Source organism: Kerstersia sp., from assembly GCF_052103615.1.
In the GTDB taxonomy this organism is placed as follows: Bacteria; Pseudomonadota; Gammaproteobacteria; order Burkholderiales; family Burkholderiaceae_B; genus Kerstersia.
Map to the genome: position 1 here is coordinate 45923 of NZ_JBQEKA010000010.1, position 17846 is coordinate 63768.

Below are 17846 nucleotides of genomic sequence, written 5' to 3' on the forward strand. Positions count from 1 at the left end.
GCGGGGATCATACCAGCCGCAGCGGGACGGGAAAGTGACTGGCGTCTGGCAGTGAAGTTCCCCGGCCCCGGCCTGGCCTGGTGTTTGGGGCGGGCAGGCCGGGGCCGGGGCGGGGGTGCCGCGGGCGCCTGAGCGCCCGCCTGGATGGCCTCAGTCCTGGGCCGCGCTGCGGTAGGCGGCAGGCAGGCCGCGCGTGTCGCAGCAGCCGCCCCAGTGCTTGAGTTTGGAGGTCTGGCCGATGCCGGGGTTGAAAGTATTGGTGGGATCCAGCTGGCGGTAAAAATCGGCCAGCGCCGGCTTGGCGACATACAAGTGGCCCACATTGTGTTCCGCCGGGTATTCCGCCTGGCGGGCGTCCAGCAGCGCCCACATGCGGTGTTCCATGGCAATGGGGTCCACCCCCTTGCGGACAATATAGTCCTGGTGGAACACATGGCAGAAGAAGTGGCCGTAGTAGAGTTTGTGGATAATGTCGCTTTCCATCTCCTGCGGCAATTGCTCCACCCATTCACGGTCGTTGCGGCGCAGGGCGATATCCAGGGCGACGATATCCTGCACGCTGCGGCGGTGCGTGTCACGGTAGCGGATGGCGGCGCCGGCGATGGCAAAGCGGTGCAGGAATGCCTTGCGGCCTTCTTCCGCGTCGCATTCGAAATAGGCGCCGCTGCTGCTGCCGCCAAAGTGCTGTTGCAGAAAGGCGCGCGTGGCGTCTGCCGTGTCATTGGCCACCCGCAGCAACAGATGGTGCTCGTAGCGGTCGCGGTAGTCGCGCATGCGGCGCGGCAAATGCTTGGGCAGCAGCGCGGTGAAAGCCTGCAGAACATGATCGGTCAGGCCGGGCAGGCCCAGGCGCTCGCAGACATCGTCGATGCGGCTTTTGATGGCAAACGCTTTGGGCACACGCGCCGTGCCGAACTTGTCGATCAGCAGGAAGACATCCTTGCCATATTTCGCGCCGATATCAAAGGCAGTGCGGTGAATATATTCGCCTGCGATGGGCAGGCTGGGCAGTTCGGTCAGCAGGTGCCGGCGGACGGCGGTGAGGTCGTCCGGCGCGTTGCTGCCGATATAGAACACCGTGCTGGCTTCGCGCGGGAAGGTGTCCAGCCGCACCGCGAACAGGCAGACCCGGCCGGCGGAGCCTGAGGCCTCATGCAGGCGTGTCGGGTCGGCATTGAAGCGCGCCGGCGTCGGCTCATCAACTTGCCGGACATGTTCGGCATAGCGCGGGTCGGAGGCCGCGCCGGCATCGTCAGCAATGTCTTCGGGCCGGTAGTCGCCGGCTTGCAGGCGGGTCAGTATGTCTTCGGGGGAATCGCCCAGGCGTATGCCCAGGTGATTGACCAGTTCCAGCTGGCCGTCCGCGCGCACCTGGGCATAGAGCGCCAGTTCGGTGTAGGCCGGGCCGCGGCGCACCAGAGCGCCGCCGGAGTTGTTGCAAACGCCGCCCAGCACCGAGGCGCCTATGCAGGAAGAGCCGATGACGGAGTGCGGCTCCCGGCCCAGCGGGGCCAGCGTCTGTTCCAGGCGGTCCAGCGTGGCGCCGGGCAGGCAGACGACTTGTTCGCCGTCGCGGATGACCTGCACGCCGGTGATGCGCATCGTGTTGATCAGCACGATTTCCCGGTCGTAGTCGTTACCGTCGGGGGTGGAGCCGCCGGTCAGGCCGGTGTTGGCGGCCTGCATCAGGACAATACGGCCGGCGGCCACAATCGCCTGCACAGCCTGCCATTGTTCCAGCAGCGTGCCGGGCCGGATGACGGCCAGCACTTTGCCTTCGCCGGTGCGGTGGCCTTTGCGGAAGCGGCGGGTGGCTGATGCGTGGGTCAGTACATGTTCGGCGCCGACAGCCTGGCGCAGCTGCGCCAGCAGTTGCGCGCCGCCGATGGCGTCTGCGCCGGAATGGCTATCCGTGCTTGCGGTGCTCATGCGAGTCCCTCCTTGACCAAAAGGTCGGAAGTGATTTCACCGATGTTCCGCGCGCCGGTCAGCGTCATGGCAACGCGGATTTCCTTGTCGAACAGATTCAGCAAGTTTGCCACAGCATCCTGGCCGCCGGCTGCCAGGGCATAAATATAGGCGCGGCCTATCATGGCCAGGTCGGCGCCCAGCGCCAGCATGCGGACCACATCCAGGCCGCTGCGGACACCGGAATCGACCAGAATCTTCAGTTGCCCCTTGACCGCGTCGGCAATGGGCGGCAACGCTTTGGCGGCCGAGAGCACGCCATCGAGCTGGCGTCCGCCGTGATTGGAGACCACAATGCCGTCGGCGCCGAAACGGACGGCGTCACGCGCATCCTCCGGGTCCAGAATCCCCTTGATGACCATGGGGCCTTGCCAGAAGTCGCGTATCCATTCCAGGTCTTTCCAGGAAATGGTGGGATCGAAGTTGGCGCCCAGATAGCCCATGTAGTCTTCCAGGCCGGTGGGCTTGCCCAGGTAGGCGGAGATATTGCCCAGGTCATGGGGGCGGCCGAACAGGCCGACGTCCCAGGACCAGCCCGGGCGCGTGACGGCCTGCCAATAACGGCGCAGATTGGCGTTGGGGCCGCTCATGCCGGAGTGGGCATCGCGGTAGCGCGCGCCCGGAATGGGCATATCTACGGTGAAGACCAGGGTCGAGCAACCGGCGTCACGGGCGCGCTCCAGCACGTTGCGCATGAAGCCGCGGTCTTTCAGCACATACAGCTGGAACCACATGGGACGCTTGATCTTTGGGGTGACTTCTTCGATCGGGCAGACTGACACGCTGGACATCGTGAACGGGATGCCCTTGGCATCGGCAGCGCGGGCCGCCTGGACTTCGCCGCGGCGCGCATACATGCCGGTCAGGCCGACAGGCGAGAGCGCCAGCGGCATGGACAGCGTTTCGTCAAACAGGCGGGTGGTGAGATCCAGCGCCGCAGTGTCTTTCAGAATGCGCTGGCGCAGCAGAATGCCGGACAGATCGCTGACGTTGTGGCGCAGGGTGTCTTCGGCATAGGCGCCGCCGTCGATGTAATGGAACAGAAAGGGCGGCAGGCGTTTCTTGGCGGCTTGGCGGTAGTCGGAAGGAGAAGAAATGATCATGGCTGTATTTCCAGAGAAGGCAGGCGGGCGGAGCGCTCACGCCTGGCAATGTCGTCATCCATTTTGTGCAGGGTGACGCGCACGTATTCCAGGTGCTCGCTGATCACGCTCCGGGCGCGCTCGGGGTCGCCAGCGAGGATGGCCTGCATCAGGCTTTCGTGCTGAATGGTGAGTTTGTCCTGCGAGGACGGGCTGTCGTGGACGAACATCACGCGGCGGTTTTGCGCCACGGTGGATAGCACCAGATCGAACAGGCCGCGCATGACCTGCAGCAGGACGAGGTTATGGGAGGCTTCGGCGATGGCCAGATGAAACTGCGCGTCGGCGTGCGCCGATTGCGTGACATCCCCGCGTTGCTGGTGGGCGATCATCTGGTCAAAACAGCGCTGGATCTTGTCTTTGTCTTCCGCCGTGGCGCGCAGCGCAGCCAGGGCGGCAGTGTTGGATTCCAGGGCCGCGCGCGCTTCTAGAACGTCGTAACGGTAATGCGGATCTTCCAGCATCAGCGCGGCCAGCGGCGAAATCGACTGCTGCGGCCACTGATGCGAAGCATCCTGCAAAAAGGTGCCGGAACCGACCTTGCTGACCAGAATGCCATGGCTGGACAATTTCTGTATGGCTTCGCGCAGCGCCGTGCGGGAAACGCCCAACTGTTCGGCCAGGCTGCGCTCGGCAGGCAGCCGTCCGCCGGGCGCGATGCCCTGAGCCTGGATCAGGGAGAGCAGTTTTTCGGCAACTTGGTCGGAAAGGCGCATGGTAGGAAGCATCATCAAGCCTGAGCGGCAATGCCCCCGCCTGGCGCTGGGCTCGGGCGGGGGCAAGGCTGGCCGCAGGTGTTACGGGATCATCCAGGGCACGACGTAAGCCTGCAGGGTCGTGATGCAGCCGATGATGACGGCAAACACCAGGCTGTGGCGGACGGTGAAGCGGAACAGATCCGACTCCTTGCCGACCAGGCCCACTGCGGCGCAGGCAATGGCGATGGATTGCGGGGAGATCATCTTACCCGTCACGCCGCCAGTCGTGTTGGCGGCGACCATCAGGACTTCAGGAATGCCGATCTGCTGGGCGGTCGTGGCTTGCAGGGCCGCGAACAAGGCATTGGCCGAGGTATCGGAGCCGGTCAGGAACACGCCGATCCAGCCCAGGAAGGGCGAGAAGAAGGTGAAGGCCGAGCCGGTATGGGCCAGGGCCAGCGCCAGCGTGGCGGACAGGCCGGAATAGTTGGCAATGAAGGCGAAGGCCAGCACCATGCCGATGGAATAAATCGGCAGTGCCAGTTCCTTGAACGTTTCACCCAACGTGGCCATGGCCTGTGCCGGTTTCATGCGCAGAATCACGATCGTGATCAGGGCGGCGATCAGAATGGCCGTGCCGGTCGCAGAGAACCAGTCGAAGCGGTATATCGCCGCATAAGGTGTGGCCGAAGCGACGATGGGCGGTGTCTTTTCGACCAGATTGTGCAGAAAGGGCACGGGCAGGCTGAAAATCCAGTTGGCCAGGGGGCCGTCCGCCGCAAACAATGCCTTGAAGGGTTTCACGCTCCAGATCGTGACCATGACGGTCAGGATGATGAAGGGCGACCAGGCCTTGAGGATGCTGCCGGCATTGAGCGTGATGCCTGCCGGTGCCTGGCCGCCGGCAGCCTGGGCGTTGCCGCTGGCATTGCCATCTGCGGCCTCGTCGAAGCGGAAGATGTGCTTGGGCTGCCAAACCTTGAGGAACAGGGTCAGGGCAATCAGAGAGACGATGGCGGAAGTGATATCGGGCAGTTCCGGGCCGATGTAGTTTGCCGTCAGGAATTGCACCAGCGCGAAGGATCCGCCGCCCACCAGCACAGCGGGCCAGGTTTCGCGTATGCCGCGCCAGCCGTCCATGATGGCCATCAGCCAGAACAGCACGAGGATGGTCATGAAGGGCAGCTGGCGGCCTGCCATCTGGCCGATCTCAAAGGAATCCAGCCCCGAGACCTGCCCGGCGACGATGATGGGGATGCCCATGGCGCCAAAGGCCACGGGGGCGGTGTTGGCGATCAGGCACAAGCCAGCGGCATACAGCGGCTTGAAGCCCAGACCGGCCAGCAGCGCGGCAGTAATGGCGACGGGCGCGCCAAAACCTGCGGCGCCTTCCAGGAAGGCGCCAAAGCTGAAGCCGACGAGAATCAGTTGCAGGCGCTGGTCTGGCGTGATCGACAGAATGGAAGCGCGGATGACGTCGAACTGCCCGGTTTTCACGGAAACCTTGTAGAGGAATACCGCGGCGACAATGATCCAGGCGATCGGCCACAGACCATAGAAAAAGCCGTAAACCACGGAAGCCAGCGCGCCGCTGACCGGCATGCGGTAGAACAGCAGCGCCACGCCCAGGGCCAGCAGCACCGTGATGGTGCCAGCCACATAACCCTTCAGGCGCAATTTCGTCAGCGCCAGGAAAAAGAAAATGATGGGTATCAGTGCGACCAGCGCGGAGAGCCAGATATTGCCCGCCGGATCATAGTTTTGTAGCCAAGCTTGTGGCATTGCGGAAACTCCTTTTGGGAAGTGGTCGTACCAATTTATGGGTTTGGTGAAAAGATGCGCAATTATATGCAGGCCTGAATCGGCCTTAGCATCAAGGTTTTCCCTAGTTTTTATGCTTTTAGGTGTTTTTATTGATCAAAATTGGTATGACCAATATTGGCAGGTTGTCAGAGTTTGGCGAGAGAAAGCCCCCGCCAGCCAGACCTGGCGGAGGCTGGGAAACGCGGCCTGTGCGCATGACGGCAGGCCGCCTTGCGTCAACGGCGGGCGTGTTGGCGCAGCAGATGAGAGATTTCGCCGGCAATCAACTCGGGTTCGCTCAGCAAGACGGCATGGCCTGAGTGCCTGGCGGGAATAAAGCGCCCTTGGCGGCAATGGGCGGCGCGCAACCGATGGGCGCCGTTGGCTGCCGCGCGCAAGCGGCGGCTCATGCCGAAATCCGCTTTCATCCCGGAAATGACGCTGACCGGAACATCCGGCAGGCGCGGGGGCTGCCGCCGAAACTCATGCATGGCCGCGATCAGGCCTGCGAGTTCGGCGCCGCGTGTTTTCATCACGGCAGCGGTAAAGCCTTCCTGGCTCAGATCGCGCCGCGTATCAGCAGGCAGGCCGGTCAGGGCATGGTGGTAGCAGGCTTCCAGCAGGCCCAGGCGGGCCAGCAGAACACTGGCGCCGTGCGCGGCTTTTTCCAGGAAACGGAAAGCGGGGCTGAAGACGGGTGTGCAGGCTTCATCCGTGCTATCCACCAGCACCAGGCCGGCGATGCGCGCCGGCTGCTGGGCGGCCGCTGCCCGCACAATCAGTCCGCTGCCGCTGTGGGCGACCAGAATGAATGGGCCAGGGCTCAGGTGGTCGAGAAGATCGTTCAGGTCTTCCGCCATGCGCTGCACGGTGCGCGCTTGCGGGTCTGCCGGGCTGCGCCCCAGCCCGCTGCGGTCATAGACCACGGAACGCGCCCATTGCGCGCTCAGGGGCTGCACCAGCCCCCAGAACGAACGCGAGGCGGCCATGCCGGCATCAAAGACGATGGTGGGCGTGCCGGCGGCAGTATCCGCCAGCGGCTGGGCGGGGCCGGGCAGGGACTGGTAATACAGTGTCCGGCCGTCCCGGGTGCGGGCAACGGCAGCGGCGCCTTGGGTGTGGGAAGCCTGGGCCACAGGGAGGGTGCGGGACATGATGGGTCGGGGAGCAACGAAAAAGGGGGGAACGACAGTCTGTTGCGCAGGACGCGAACACACTGGCCGGGTAGGACACGGCCGGCCCGCGGTATCTATCGGAAGGGGTTTCCCGCTCTGGCCTGGCCGGAGATATATTAAAGATAACGAGAATCGTTGTCTTTAATTTTTATTGGGGCAGGGCCGTCAGCCAGGACAGGGACTTCTGGGATAATGTGGCGGGTAAGCATGTGATGTCTGCGCCAGCCCGGCGGTGCGCGGCTCAGGCGTCTGGAACCAAGGAAGGGATATGAATAAAGAGTGGGACACGCTGATTGTCGGCGGCGGCTGCTTCTGGTGCGTGGATGCGGTATTCCGGTCGCTCGATGGGGTGATCTCGGTAGAGCCGGGCTATGCCGGTGGCCGGACCGAGCACCCGACTTATGAGGAAATCTGCCAGGGTGATAGCGGGCATATCGAAGTGGTGCGCATCACTTTCGATGCCAGCCGCATCGGACTGGAACCCTTGCTGGAAGTCTTTTTCGCTGCTCATGATCCGGCCAGCCGCGACCGGCAGGGCAATGATGTGGGCGAGCAATACCGTTCTGTGGTGTTCTATGCGTCAGAGGCCCAGCGCGAGGCTGCGCTGGCTGTGCGGGATCGCCTGCAGGCCGAAGGCCTGACCGGCGGCGCCCCTATCGTGACGGAAATTCTGCCGGCGCCGGTGTTCTGGCCGGCCGAAGCGGAACACGACGATTACTTTGCCCGTCATCCCTGGCAAGGTTATTGCCAGGTCGTGATCGCGCCCAAAGTCAGCGCCATGCGCAAGAAATTCGCGCGCCTGCAACGCAGCGAATAGTCTGTTCGCGCCGCCGCAGGGCGTAGTCAGGCATTCGTGTTGCGCAGAAAATCCGCCAGCACCAGGGCATGGTTGCAGGTTTTGTCGCGGGCGGCGTAAAGCAGCGTGATGTCGCTCTGCTGCCGGTAGGCCTGCAATTGCGCGACCGCCTGGGGGTTGCGGGCGAGCTCGGCTTGGTAGCGCTGGCTGAACTCGCTGAAACGGGCCGGGTCGTGGCCAAACCATTGGCGCAGTTCAGGGCTGGGCGCAATCTCCTTGAACCAGAGGGTCAGGGCGGCATGGGCTTTGCTCAGACCGCGCGGCCAGAGGCGATCGACCAGAATACGGGCGCCGTCCGCGGTGCTGGCAGGTTCATAAACGCGCTTGATATGGATCTCGTGCTGCATGAAACCTCCGTGCCGGGACGGCGCAGGTCAGGGCGTCAGAACGGCAGTTGGGTTTGCGGCGCCAGTGCCAGAATCTGCTCCTTGAAGGCCTGTTTGATGCGTTCCAGCGCGGCGGGGTTGTCCGCCTCGAAACGCAGCACCACGACGGGCGTGGTGTTGGAAGCGCGGGCCAGGCCGAAACCGTCGGCATATTCCGCGCGCACGCCGTCGATGGTGTGAATATGCTGGGCGCCGGGGAATTGCGCCTTTTCCTGCAGCGCGGCGACCAGGGCATGCGGCTCGCCTTCCTGCATGGGCAGCTTCAGTTCAGGCGTGGAGAGCGCATCGGGCAGCGCTTCAAGGACGGCGGACGGGTCTGCGCTGCACGACAGGATTTCCAGCAGGCGGGCGCCAGCATACAGACCATCGTCGAAACCGTACCAGCGTTCCTTGAAGAAAATGTGGCCGCTCATTTCGCCTGCCAGCGGCGCGCCGGTTTCAACCAGCTTGGACTTGATCAGGGAGTGGCCGGTACGCCACATCAGCGGCTTGCCGCCGGCGGCCTCGACGGCCAGCGCGACATGGCGGGTGCATTTCACGTCATAAATGATTTCGGCGCCGGGCTGGCGCGCCAGGATATCGCGCGCATACAGAATCAGCTGACGGTCGGGCCAGACGATATGGCCGGATTTGGTGACTACGCCCAGACGGTCGCCGTCGCCGTCGAAGGCCAGGCCGATTTCGCAATCGGTCTCGCGCAGCGTGCGGATCAGGTCTTCCAGATTGTGCGGGTCTGCCGGATCAGGGTGGTGGTTGGGGAAATCGCCGTCGATATCGCAAAACAGCGGCGTGACTTCGCAACCCAGGGCTTCGAACAGACGCACGGCTGCCGGGCCAGCCACGCCGTTACCGGCGTCCAGGGCAATTTTCATCGGGCGTTGCAGGCGCACATCGCCAACGACGCGCTGGACGTAGTCGCCCGTGACATCACGGGTTTCCGCCTTGCCTTGCGGGCCGGTGTAGGCCTGGGGCTGCTCCATGCGCGCCTTCAGGCCAAGAATATCTTCGCCATGCAGCGTGCGGCCGCCCAGCATGATCTTGAAGCCGTTGTATTGCGGCGGATTGTGGCTGCCGGTAATGGCGACGCCCGAGCCGGTGTTCAGCATGAAGGTCGAAAAATACACCAGCGGGGTCGGAACGGAACCGATATCCACGACGTTGATGCCGCCTTGCCGCAGGCCTTGCTGCAGGGATTGCGACAGGGCGGGGCCGCTGTGGCGCCCGTCGCGGCCGACCACGACTGTCGTGACGCCCAATTCGCGGGCTTGTTCGGCCAGCGCCTGGCCCAGGCGAACGGCGAAGGCTTCGTTCAGTTGTTCGGGCACGGTGCCGCGGATGTCATAGGCTTTGAAAACGGCATCAGGCAGGGAAAGCAGCGAAGTAGCAGTCATGTGGACGGTCGTCAAGAAAAGAAAGAGAGGCTACGGCATCGCGGTGCCGCAGCGCGGGTTCATGGGCGATTCTACCCGTAGCCGGACGTAAAATAGGGTCAAGCTGCGGCCGCCAGACCGCTGATGGCCGCAGGTGGGACAGGATTTCGGGAGAAGACGTGGAAGGTTTGCTGGAAGAGTTGCGTACCATCGCCGGTGCCGGGCATGTGCTGGAAGGCGAGGCCTTGGCGCCTTTGCTGGAGGACTGGCGCAAGCGTTACCGCGGCCGTGCGCGGGCGGCTGTGCGGCCCGGCAGCCCGGAAGCGGTGGCGCAAGTTGTGCGCGCCTGTGCGCGCCACGGCGTGCCGCTGATTCCCCAGGGCGGCAATACCGGCTTGTGCGGCGGCGCCACGCCGGAGGATGAGCGCGCCATCGTGCTGCTGACCACCCGCCTGAACCGCGTGCGGGAGATAGACACGGCCAATGACACCATAACCGTCGAGGCGGGGTGCCTGCTGCAACAGGTGCAGCAGGCGGCGCAGGCGGCAGGCCGCCTGTTTCCGCTCAGCCTGGCGGCAGAGGGCAGCTGCACCATAGGCGGCAATCTGGCGACCAATGCTGGCGGCACCCAGGTGCTGCGCTATGGCAACACGCGCGACCTGGCGCTGGGGCTGGAAGTGGTGACGCCCCAAGGGGAGATCTGGCATGGCCTGCGCGGGCTGCGCAAGGACAATACCGGCTACTGCCTGCGCGATCTGTATATTGGCAGTGAAGGGACGCTGGGCATTATCACTGCCGCCACCTTGAAGCTGTATCCCCAGCCGCGCGCGCAGCGCACGGCCTTGCTGGCCCTGCCTTCGCTGGCCGCTGCCGTGGCTGTGCTGGAGCGCGCGCGGGCGGGGTTTGGCGCAGGCCTGACGGCATTTGAGGTGATGGCGGCCATGACCTTGCAGGCCGTCGCGCATTACTTTCCCGAGCAGCGGCTGCCGTTCGCGGCAGATCTGGCGCCCTGGTATGCGCTGTTGGAGTTTTCGGATAGCGAAGAGGATGCGCACGCGCAATCCCGTCTGGAAACCGTGCTGGGCGCGGCCCTGGAAGCGGGCGAGGCGCTGGACGTCGCGGTGGCGGGCAGCGTGGCCCAAAGCCAGGCATTCTGGCACTTGCGTGAAAGTATTCCCTTGGCGGAATTTCGCATGGGCAAGGCCATCAAGCATGATATCGGCGTGCCGGTCTCGCGTATCGCGGGATTTGTCGAAACGACCAATGCCGCCTTGCAGGCGGCGTTCCCGGGGGTGCGCCATGTCATTTTCGGGCATCTGGGTGACGGCAACCTGCATTACAACGTGGCGCCGGCGCCAGGCCAGAGCGAGGCGGAATTGCTGGCCTTGCAAGCCCAGGTCTATGACATCGTGCATGGCAGCGTCATGGCCCATGGCGGCAGTATTGCGGCGGAGCATGGCGTGGGCCAGCTCAAGCGCGATTTGTTGCCGCGCTATAAAGACCCGGTGGAAATGGATTTGATGCGGCGGGTCAAAGCGGCGCTGGATCCTGACGGGCTGATGAACCCCGGCAAAGTGCTGTAGCCAGGCGTGCAGGCCGAGACCCGCCGCTGGCGGTGTTGCACCCGGTTTCCCTTCGCTGCGCTTTGCTGCGTTTGTGTTGCATTTGCGCTGCCTGGGGCTTAGTTGCGCTGGCAGCGCGGGCAATAGTAGGTGGCGCGCTGCCCTTGCACGATGCGTTTGATGGCGGTGCCGCATTGGCGGCAAGGCTGGCCCTCGCGGTCATAGACCGCGGCATGAATGTCGAAATAGGCGCCGGGCTGGCTATCCGGGTTGACGTAATCGCGCAGCGTGCTGCCGCCGGAGGCCAGCGCATCGCCTAGGGTTGCGGTAATCGCAGCCGCCAGGCGGTCGCAGCGCGCCTGCGACAGTTTTCCGGCAGGCGTCGCGGGATGAATGCGGGCGCGGAACAGGCTTTCCGAGGCATAGATATTGCCGACGCCGACGACGGCCTGCCCGGCCAGCAAGGCTTGTTTGATGGCTTGTGATTTGCCGGTGAAGTGGCGGCGCAGCCAACTGCCGTCGAAACGCGGGTCAAAGGGTTCTATGCCCAGGTGCGCCAGCAGAGGATGCTGCTCTACCGGCAGGCCGCCTGCCGGGTGCCAGAGCACGGCGCCGAAGCGCCGCGGGTCGTGCAGGCGCAGAATGGTGTCGCCGAAGTCCCATTCCACATGGTCATGGGGGCGCACGAAGCTGTCACGCGCCACCACGCGCAGCGCGCCGGACATGCCCAGATGCACGATTTGCACCCCTTGGTCGAAGCGCAGCAGCAGATATTTGCCGCGCCGGCTGCATTCCAGCAGCGTTTGCCCGGGCAGAATGTCCGGCAGGTCGGCAGGAACAGGCCAGCGCAGGCGTGGTTCTCTTACAACGAATTCGCGCAGCGGCTTGCCGCTCACCAGCGGCGCAATGCCGCGCCGGGTGGTTTCGACTTCTGGTAGTTCGGGCATGAGATCCCCTGTGGCGTCGCCAGTGCTAAGATGGCCCTTCGTTCGTGACGGCAGGATTGTGCCATCAACAAGGCGGGTCGCGTGAAATCCCTCAAGGTTGTGAAATTCGTTACGGTAGCGCTGTTCCAGGGCAGCGCGGCTTTGTTGTGTGCTGCGCAGGCAGATAGATTGCCGGGCAGCGACGCACAGATTCGGGACAGGCTGGAAGAGCAGCCGGTGGAGGTCATTCGCCTGCGTGCGGGTGAGCTGCCCGAGGTCACATTGTCCGCAGATATCCTGTACCGCATCCTGGCCTCCGAAATCGGCGCCCAGCGCGGCGTCTTCGATATTTCTGCGCGCACGATGCTGGGCCTGGCGCGCGATACCGGCGACCCGCGTTTGGCGCGCCGCTCACTGGAATTCGCCCTGGCCAACGGCAATATGCGCGGCGCGCTGGATGCCGCGCGTTACTGGAGCCGACTGGCGCCCAATGACCCCGAGGCTGGCGCGACGGAACTGGCGCTGGCTGCCGCGGCAGGCCAGACCAGCGGTCTGGGCGAAGCCTTGCGCGATCGCATCGACAAAGCGCAGGACAAGGCGGAAGCCATCGGCCAGGCGGTCGGCGTGCTGAGCCGCGTGAGCGACCGCCGCATGGCGCTGCAAGTGCTGGAAAGCGCGCTGGAAGGCCGTGGCCGTCAGGTGCCGGAAGCCCACTTGGCGCTGTCCGATGTGGCATTCACTGCCGGAGAATACCGGCGCGCGCTGGACGAAGCCAAGGCGGCGCAGGCCTATCCCGCCTTGCGCGAAGAAGGCGCCTTGCGCCGTTTGCAATACGGCATCGTGGTCGATCCCGATCAGGCCGTCGCCGATACCCGCGCCTTTGTCAGCACCCACCCGGCGGCGCGCAATGTGCGCCTGATGCTGGCCAGCTATCTGTCCGAGCGCGGCGATTACGATGCGGCGCTGGAAGAAGTCCGCGACATGGCGCATCTGGCGCCGGAAGATTTTGAACTGATTTACATCCAGGCGCAGCTCAATTACCGCGCAGGCAGGCTGGATCAGGCGGATTCGCTGTTGCAGCAGTTTGTCGGTGTGCAGGCGCAGCGCCAGGAAGCTGTGGCGCCTGGCGCCAGCGATGCGGGCGAGGCCCTGGCCGATGCGCGTTTGCTGCGCGCAGCCATTGCCGAAGATCAAGGCAGGCTGGATGACGCCATTGTGGAACTGGGCCGTATTGACGACCCCGCCATGCGTTTCCCGGCCCGCCTGCGCCAGGCCAGCCTGCGAGCCAAGCAAGGCAATCTGGATGAAGCGCTGGCCATGCTGCAGTCGGTCGAGCCCATGGATGAAGACGAGCGCATGCAGCAGGCCATGCTGGGCGTGCAGTTGCTGCGCGGCGCTGGCCGTCACGAAGAAGCGGTGACCTTGCTGCGCGAAGTCGAATCCGAAATGCCGGATTCGACAGACGTCAAATATGAACTGGCGATGGCGCTGGAACCTTTGAACCGCCTTGGGGAAATGGAACAGCTGCTGCGTGAAGTGATAGAGCTGGATCCCAGCTATGCGCATGCTTATAACGCGCTGGGCTATACCTTTGCGGAACGCGGTATCCGTCTGGACGAGGCGCGCGACCTGATCGAACGGGCGCACGAATTGCTGCCGGACAACCCCTATGTGCTCGATAGCATGGGCTGGGTGCGCTACCGCCAGGGCGATGCGCTGGAGGCGCTGACCTATCTGCAGCGCGCCTATGCGCAAAGCCAGGAAGTCGAAATTTCAGTCCATCTGGGCGAAGTGCTGTGGGCGCTGGGGCGCCGCGGCGAAGCCCGGGCCATGTGGCGTGCCGCCGCGGCCAAGGATCCCGGCAATGAGCTGTTGCGCGATACGCTCAAGCGCCTGGGAGTGAAGCTGTGAGATTGACAGGCCTGCGGCGTTGGCTGGGCTACCTGCCTTTGTTGGCGGTCAGCGCATGCGTGACGCCGCCGCCCGTTGCCGAACAGCAGGCCGATGGTTTTGCCCGGACGGGGCGTTTCGCGCTCAATGTCGAAGAAGTGGGGCGCAAGCCTGAAGCGGTGCAGGGCGGTTTTGCCTGGCGTGATGAAGGCAGCCGGCTGGTGCTGGACCTGGCCAATCCGGTGGGCAGCACGCTGGCGCGCCTGGAAGCCACGGCAGGCGGCGCTTCGCTGACCCATGCCGACGGGCGTGTGGAGTATGCCGCGGACGTCGAAACCTTGCTGATTCAGGTGCTGGGCGGCCCGATGCCGGTGACCGTGCTGCGCGACTGGCTGCGCGGCAAACTGGCAAACGGCGCGCCGGCCGAGAACATCGAGCGCGATGCGGACGGCCAACTGGCCTCTTTCAGCCAGCTGGGCTGGGAGGTTCGCCTGTGGCGTTATGACAGCCAGGGGCCGCTGCGTCTGAATGCCAAGCGCCAGGATGGCCTGCAGTCCATAGACTTGCGCCTGGTTGTTCAATCTTCCTGATTTTTTGCCATGTTCTACCGTCCAGGCCTTTGCCTGCATGATGTGCCCGCGCCGGCCAAAATCAATCTTTTCCTGCATGTGACTGGCCGCCGGGATGATGGCTATCACCTGTTGCAGACGGCATTCCAGTTCCTGGATCTGTCCGATACCCTGCATTTCGATGTCCGGACAGACGGGCGTATCGTGCTGCATGGCGAGACGGCCGGGGTCGGGCATGATGACAATCTGGTGGTGCGCGCCGCGCGCAGCCTGCAGGCGGCATGCGGCACGGCGCTGGGGGCGGATATCCGCCTGGAAAAACGGATTCCCATGGGCGGCGGGCTGGGCGGCGGTTCCAGCGACGCGGCCAGCACGCTGATGGCGCTGAACCGTTTGTGGGATGCCGGGCTGGAACGTGCCGCCTTGATGCGCCTGGGTTTGGCGCTGGGGGCGGATGTGCCGGTTTTTCTATTCGGCGACAACGCATTTGCCGAAGGCATAGGGGAGCAATTGCAGGCGCTGACGCTGCCGTCACGCGCTTATTTGATCCTCCGGCCCGGGGTGTCGATTCCAACAGTAGAAATATTTTCTGCAAAAGACTTGACACGTGATTCTGCGCGGGTCATAATGGCTTTCTTTTCCGAGATGACGAAAACAAACAAGGGAAATATTTCCGAGTTTGGCCGGAACGATCTGGAAACGGTAGCATTCAGTCGCTACCCCGCCGTCAGGCAGGTGGCTGAGTGGATGTCCGAAGAAGGGTTCCCGGTTCGCATGTCAGGGTCTGGAAGTTGTCTTTTTGGCGAATTTCCTGATCTGGACAAAGCAGTTTTGGCAGAACGGAAATTTGCCGCTAAAATGCGTGCTGTGCAGTTTCCCGGTAACGGTGAGGCTGCCCCGGTAGAGACTTATGTTTGCCGGGGATTAAGCGAGCATCCATTGAAGCAGTGGGTTGTTTGAGCAGTTGGGGAGTCGCCAAGTTGGTTAAGGCACCGGATTTTGATTCCGGCATTCGAGGGTTCGAGTCCTTCCTCCCCAGCCACTAAAACCCATAGATACCAGGCATTGACTGCAAAATATACGCAAAGCTGTTGAACCCGCCGATTCATCATAGTTGGCTCAGTTCGACAGCTTTTTCTTTTTCTGACGTCCGGAACCGTCACTACCATGTCCTCCAACGACAGCTTCATGATTTTCACCGGCACAGCCAATCCCAGGCTTGCTGCCGATGTCGCCAGTCATCTCGATATGTCCCTCGGCAAAATGTCCGTCGGCCGTTTCTCAGACGGTGAGGTGGCAGTGGAAATCAATGAGAATGTGCGCGGCAAGGACGTATTCGTGCTGCAGCCTACCTGTGCGCCTACCAATGACAACCTGATGGAAATCATGGTCATGGTTGACGCGCTGCGCCGTGCGTCGGCTGGCCGCATCACTGCCGCCATTCCTTATTTCGGTTATGCCCGCCAGGATCGCCGCCCGCGTTCGGCGCGTGTGGCCATTTCGGCCAAGGTCGTGGCCAACATGCTGCAAGTCGTGGGCGTGGACCGCGTCCTGACCATGGACCTGCACGCTGACCAGATTCAGGGTTTCTTCGATATCCCGGTTGACAACATTTATGCGTCGCCGGTGCTGCTGAAGGATATCTGGACGCACGAATTCGAAAATCTGGTGGTGGTTTCGCCCGATATCGGCGGCGTGGTCCGCGCCCGCGCGCTGGCCAAGCAGCTCGAAGCCGACCTGGCCATCATCGACAAGCGCCGCCCGCGCGCCAATGTGTCCGAAGTGATGAACATCATCGGCGAAGTGGATGGCCGCACCTGCATCATCATGGATGACATGGTGGATACCGCTGGCACGCTGTGCAAAGCGGCGCAAGCGCTGAAAGAGCGCGGCGCCGGCAAGGTCTATGCCTATTGCACGCACCCGGTGCTGTCTGGCGGCGCGGTCAAGCGCATCAGTGAGTCCGAGCTGGACGAACTGGTGGTGACCGATACCATTCCGCTCAGCGCCGAAGGCGCGGCTTGTGGCAAGATCCGCCAGCTGTCCTGCGCTTCCCTGCTGGGTGAAACCATGCTGCGCATCTCGCACGCCGAGTCTGTCAGCTCGCTGTTTGTCGATTAAACCGTTTCTGACGGGGGGCTGGTCGCGGCGCCCCGTCTTTTTGTCCGCTGCCGTCAGGCGGCGGGCGTTTACCCGGCGGTCCGCCGCCTATCAAGTCTGGAGTTATCCATGCAATTTAACGCCACCAAGCGTAGCGTCCAGGGTTCGAGTGCGAGCCGCCGCCTGCGCCACGCCGGCCGTGTTCCCGCCATCGTTTACGGCGGCACCGAACAGCCGCTGAACATCGAACTGGATCACAACGAGATCTACCACGCACTGCGCAAGGAAGCTTTCCACGCTTCCATCCTGAGCATGCAACTGGATGGCAAGAGCCACTCCGTGCTGCTGCGCGCCGTGCAATGGCACGCTTACAAGCCGCAAGTGCTGCACGTTGACTTCCAGCGCGTGCTGGCCAACGAAGTGATCACCACCAAGGTTCCCCTGAACTTCATCAACGGCGACCTGTCGCCTGCCGTGAAACTGGGCGGCGCCATGATCAGCCACGTGGTCACCGAAGTTGAAGTCAAGAGCCTGCCGGCCGACCTGCCTGCTTCCATCGACGTTGACCTGTCCGCGCTGCAAGACGGCGAGTCGGTGCACCTGAGCGCGCTGGTTCTGCCCAAGGGCGTGACCGTGCAGGGTGATGCTGCCCAAGTGATCGCCACGGCCATCGTGCCTGCTGGCGGCGCTGCTGCAAGCGAAGGCGAAGCCGAGGCCTAAACTGCCCGGACGCCGATGCGGCGCGGGCTTGTTGCCAAGTCCGCGGCCGCAGTCTGTAGAATCCCTGTCTGGCCTTATGGGCCGACAGGGATTTTTTTCATGGATACCGTGCGCCGTTCCATGGCGCGTGACAGGAGTTGCAATGAGTGCCGCGCCGATACGCCTGATCGTGGGCCTGGGCAATCCCGGAGCCGAGTATGACCGGACCCGCCATAACGCCGGGTTCTGGCTGGCAGATACCTACGCCGCGGATCTGCGCGCCAGCTTTGCGGTAGAAAAAAGTTTTATGGGCGAAGTCGCCAAGGCGCGGGTGGACGGTGAAAATGTCTATCTGGCCAAACCTATCACCTTCATGAACCGTTCCGGCCAGTGTGTCGGCGCGCTGGCGCGCTTTTACAAGCTGGCGCCGGAGCAGGTGCTGGTCTTGCACGATGAACTGGATCTGTTGCCCGGACAGGTCAAGATCAAACAGGGCGGCGGCCACGCCGGTCACAACGGCCTGAAGGATATCCAGGCGGCGCTGGGCGGGCCGGGGTTCTGGCGCTTGCGCATCGGTATCGGCCATCCGCGCACCCTGGGGCTGGCGCAGCAGGTGGCAGATTTTGTCTTGCACCCGCCGCGGCGGGAAGAGCAGGATCAGATCGACGAGGCATTGGCGCGCTGCCGTCCGCTGCTGGCCCA

16 protein-coding genes and 1 tRNA gene are annotated in these 17846 nt (G+C 63.6%); 9 read left to right on the forward strand and 8 right to left on the reverse strand.

The genetic code is table 11. The features are described from left to right. Positions 1 to 150: 150 nt before the first annotated feature. From dld to ACTJGZ_RS04595, 5 genes are all read right to left on the reverse strand, one after another. Complete coding sequence (gene dld, locus ACTJGZ_RS04575) at positions 151 to 1929, reverse strand: D-lactate dehydrogenase (protein ID WP_441661766.1); 1779 nt, start codon at positions 1927 to 1929, stop codon at positions 151 to 153. Further along, positions 1926 to 3071: an FMN-dependent L-lactate dehydrogenase LldD gene (lldD, locus tag ACTJGZ_RS04580; protein WP_441661767.1), complete on the reverse strand. Its 1146-nt coding sequence runs from the start codon at positions 3069 to 3071 to the stop codon at positions 1926 to 1928. Before lldD ends, dld begins: the two co-directional genes overlap by 4 nt. Further along, positions 3068 to 3841 (reverse strand): transcriptional regulator LldR, encoded by a 774-nt coding sequence (gene lldR, locus ACTJGZ_RS04585; RefSeq protein WP_441661768.1) that lies wholly within the window; start codon positions 3839 to 3841, stop codon positions 3068 to 3070. The genes lldD and lldR overlap by 4 nt, the downstream gene beginning before the upstream one ends. A 66-nt stretch (positions 3842 to 3907) precedes the next feature. Then, complete coding sequence (lldP, locus tag ACTJGZ_RS04590) at positions 3908 to 5590, reverse strand: L-lactate permease (RefSeq protein WP_441661769.1); 1683 nt, start codon at positions 5588 to 5590, stop codon at positions 3908 to 3910. 257 nt (positions 5591 to 5847) lie between these two features. After that, positions 5848 to 6765: an alpha/beta fold hydrolase gene (locus ACTJGZ_RS04595; RefSeq protein ID WP_441661770.1), complete on the reverse strand. Its 918-nt coding sequence runs from the start codon at positions 6763 to 6765 to the stop codon at positions 5848 to 5850. Positions 6766 to 7054: 289 nt separating this feature from the next. On the opposite strand from ACTJGZ_RS04595, the gene msrA reads away from it, so the two are divergent. After that, entirely contained in the window at positions 7055 to 7603 is a 549-nt protein-coding gene (msrA, locus tag ACTJGZ_RS04600) for a peptide-methionine (S)-S-oxide reductase MsrA (protein ID WP_441661771.1), read from the forward strand. Between the two features lie 26 nt (positions 7604 to 7629). Here the strand turns inward: msrA and ACTJGZ_RS04605 are convergent, their stop codons facing one another. Together ACTJGZ_RS04605 and ACTJGZ_RS04610 are read right to left on the reverse strand one after the other, a co-directional pair. After that, positions 7630 to 7989, reverse strand: coding sequence for a DUF488 domain-containing protein (locus tag ACTJGZ_RS04605; protein ID WP_441661772.1), 360 nt, complete (start codon positions 7987 to 7989; stop codon positions 7630 to 7632). A 35-nt stretch (positions 7990 to 8024) separates the two neighbouring features. Further along, positions 8025 to 9419: a phosphomannomutase/phosphoglucomutase gene (locus ACTJGZ_RS04610; RefSeq protein WP_441661773.1), complete on the reverse strand. Its 1395-nt coding sequence runs from the start codon at positions 9417 to 9419 to the stop codon at positions 8025 to 8027. A gap of 158 nt (positions 9420 to 9577) precedes the next feature. Here ACTJGZ_RS04610 and ACTJGZ_RS04615 point away from each other — a divergent pair, with 158 nt between their 5' ends. Beyond that, entirely contained in the window at positions 9578 to 10981 is a 1404-nt protein-coding gene (locus ACTJGZ_RS04615; protein ID WP_441661774.1) for an FAD-binding oxidoreductase, read from the forward strand. A 98-nt stretch (positions 10982 to 11079) separates the two neighbouring features. On the opposite strand, the gene mutM is transcribed toward ACTJGZ_RS04615, so the two are convergent. Beyond that, complete coding sequence (gene mutM / locus ACTJGZ_RS04620; RefSeq protein ID WP_441661775.1) at positions 11080 to 11907, reverse strand: bifunctional DNA-formamidopyrimidine glycosylase/DNA-(apurinic or apyrimidinic site) lyase; 828 nt, start codon at positions 11905 to 11907, stop codon at positions 11080 to 11082. Between the two features lie 81 nt (positions 11908 to 11988). Here mutM and ACTJGZ_RS04625 point away from each other — a divergent pair, with 81 nt between their 5' ends. From ACTJGZ_RS04625 to pth, 7 genes are all read left to right on the forward strand, one after another. After that, positions 11989 to 13797 carry a tetratricopeptide repeat protein gene (locus ACTJGZ_RS04625; protein WP_441661776.1) on the forward strand — a complete coding sequence of 603 codons (1809 nt, stop codon included), beginning with the start codon at positions 11989 to 11991 and terminating at the stop codon, positions 13795 to 13797. Continuing rightward, positions 13794 to 14366 carry a lipoprotein insertase outer membrane protein LolB gene (locus tag ACTJGZ_RS04630; RefSeq protein WP_441661777.1) on the forward strand — a complete coding sequence of 191 codons (573 nt, stop codon included), beginning with the start codon at positions 13794 to 13796 and terminating at the stop codon, positions 14364 to 14366. The genes ACTJGZ_RS04625 and ACTJGZ_RS04630 overlap by 4 nt, the downstream gene beginning before the upstream one ends. A 9-nt stretch (positions 14367 to 14375) precedes the next feature. After that, entirely contained in the window at positions 14376 to 15305 is a 930-nt protein-coding gene (ispE, locus tag ACTJGZ_RS04635; protein ID WP_441661778.1) for a 4-(cytidine 5'-diphospho)-2-C-methyl-D-erythritol kinase, read from the forward strand. Positions 15306 to 15310: 5 nt separating this feature from the next. Next, positions 15311 to 15387, forward strand: a tRNA-Gln gene (locus ACTJGZ_RS04640). Between the two features lie 125 nt (positions 15388 to 15512). Continuing rightward, positions 15513 to 16466, forward strand: a complete 954-nt coding sequence (locus ACTJGZ_RS04645; protein ID WP_257741122.1) for a ribose-phosphate pyrophosphokinase — start codon at positions 15513 to 15515, stop codon at positions 16464 to 16466. 108 nt (positions 16467 to 16574) lie between these two features. Beyond that, positions 16575 to 17165: a 50S ribosomal protein L25/general stress protein Ctc gene (locus tag ACTJGZ_RS04650; RefSeq protein WP_441661779.1), complete on the forward strand. Its 591-nt coding sequence runs from the start codon at positions 16575 to 16577 to the stop codon at positions 17163 to 17165. Between the two features lie 142 nt (positions 17166 to 17307). Next, positions 17308 to 17846: aminoacyl-tRNA hydrolase (gene pth / locus ACTJGZ_RS04655; RefSeq protein WP_441661780.1), on the forward strand; the 539-nt coding region annotated here is incomplete at its 3' end.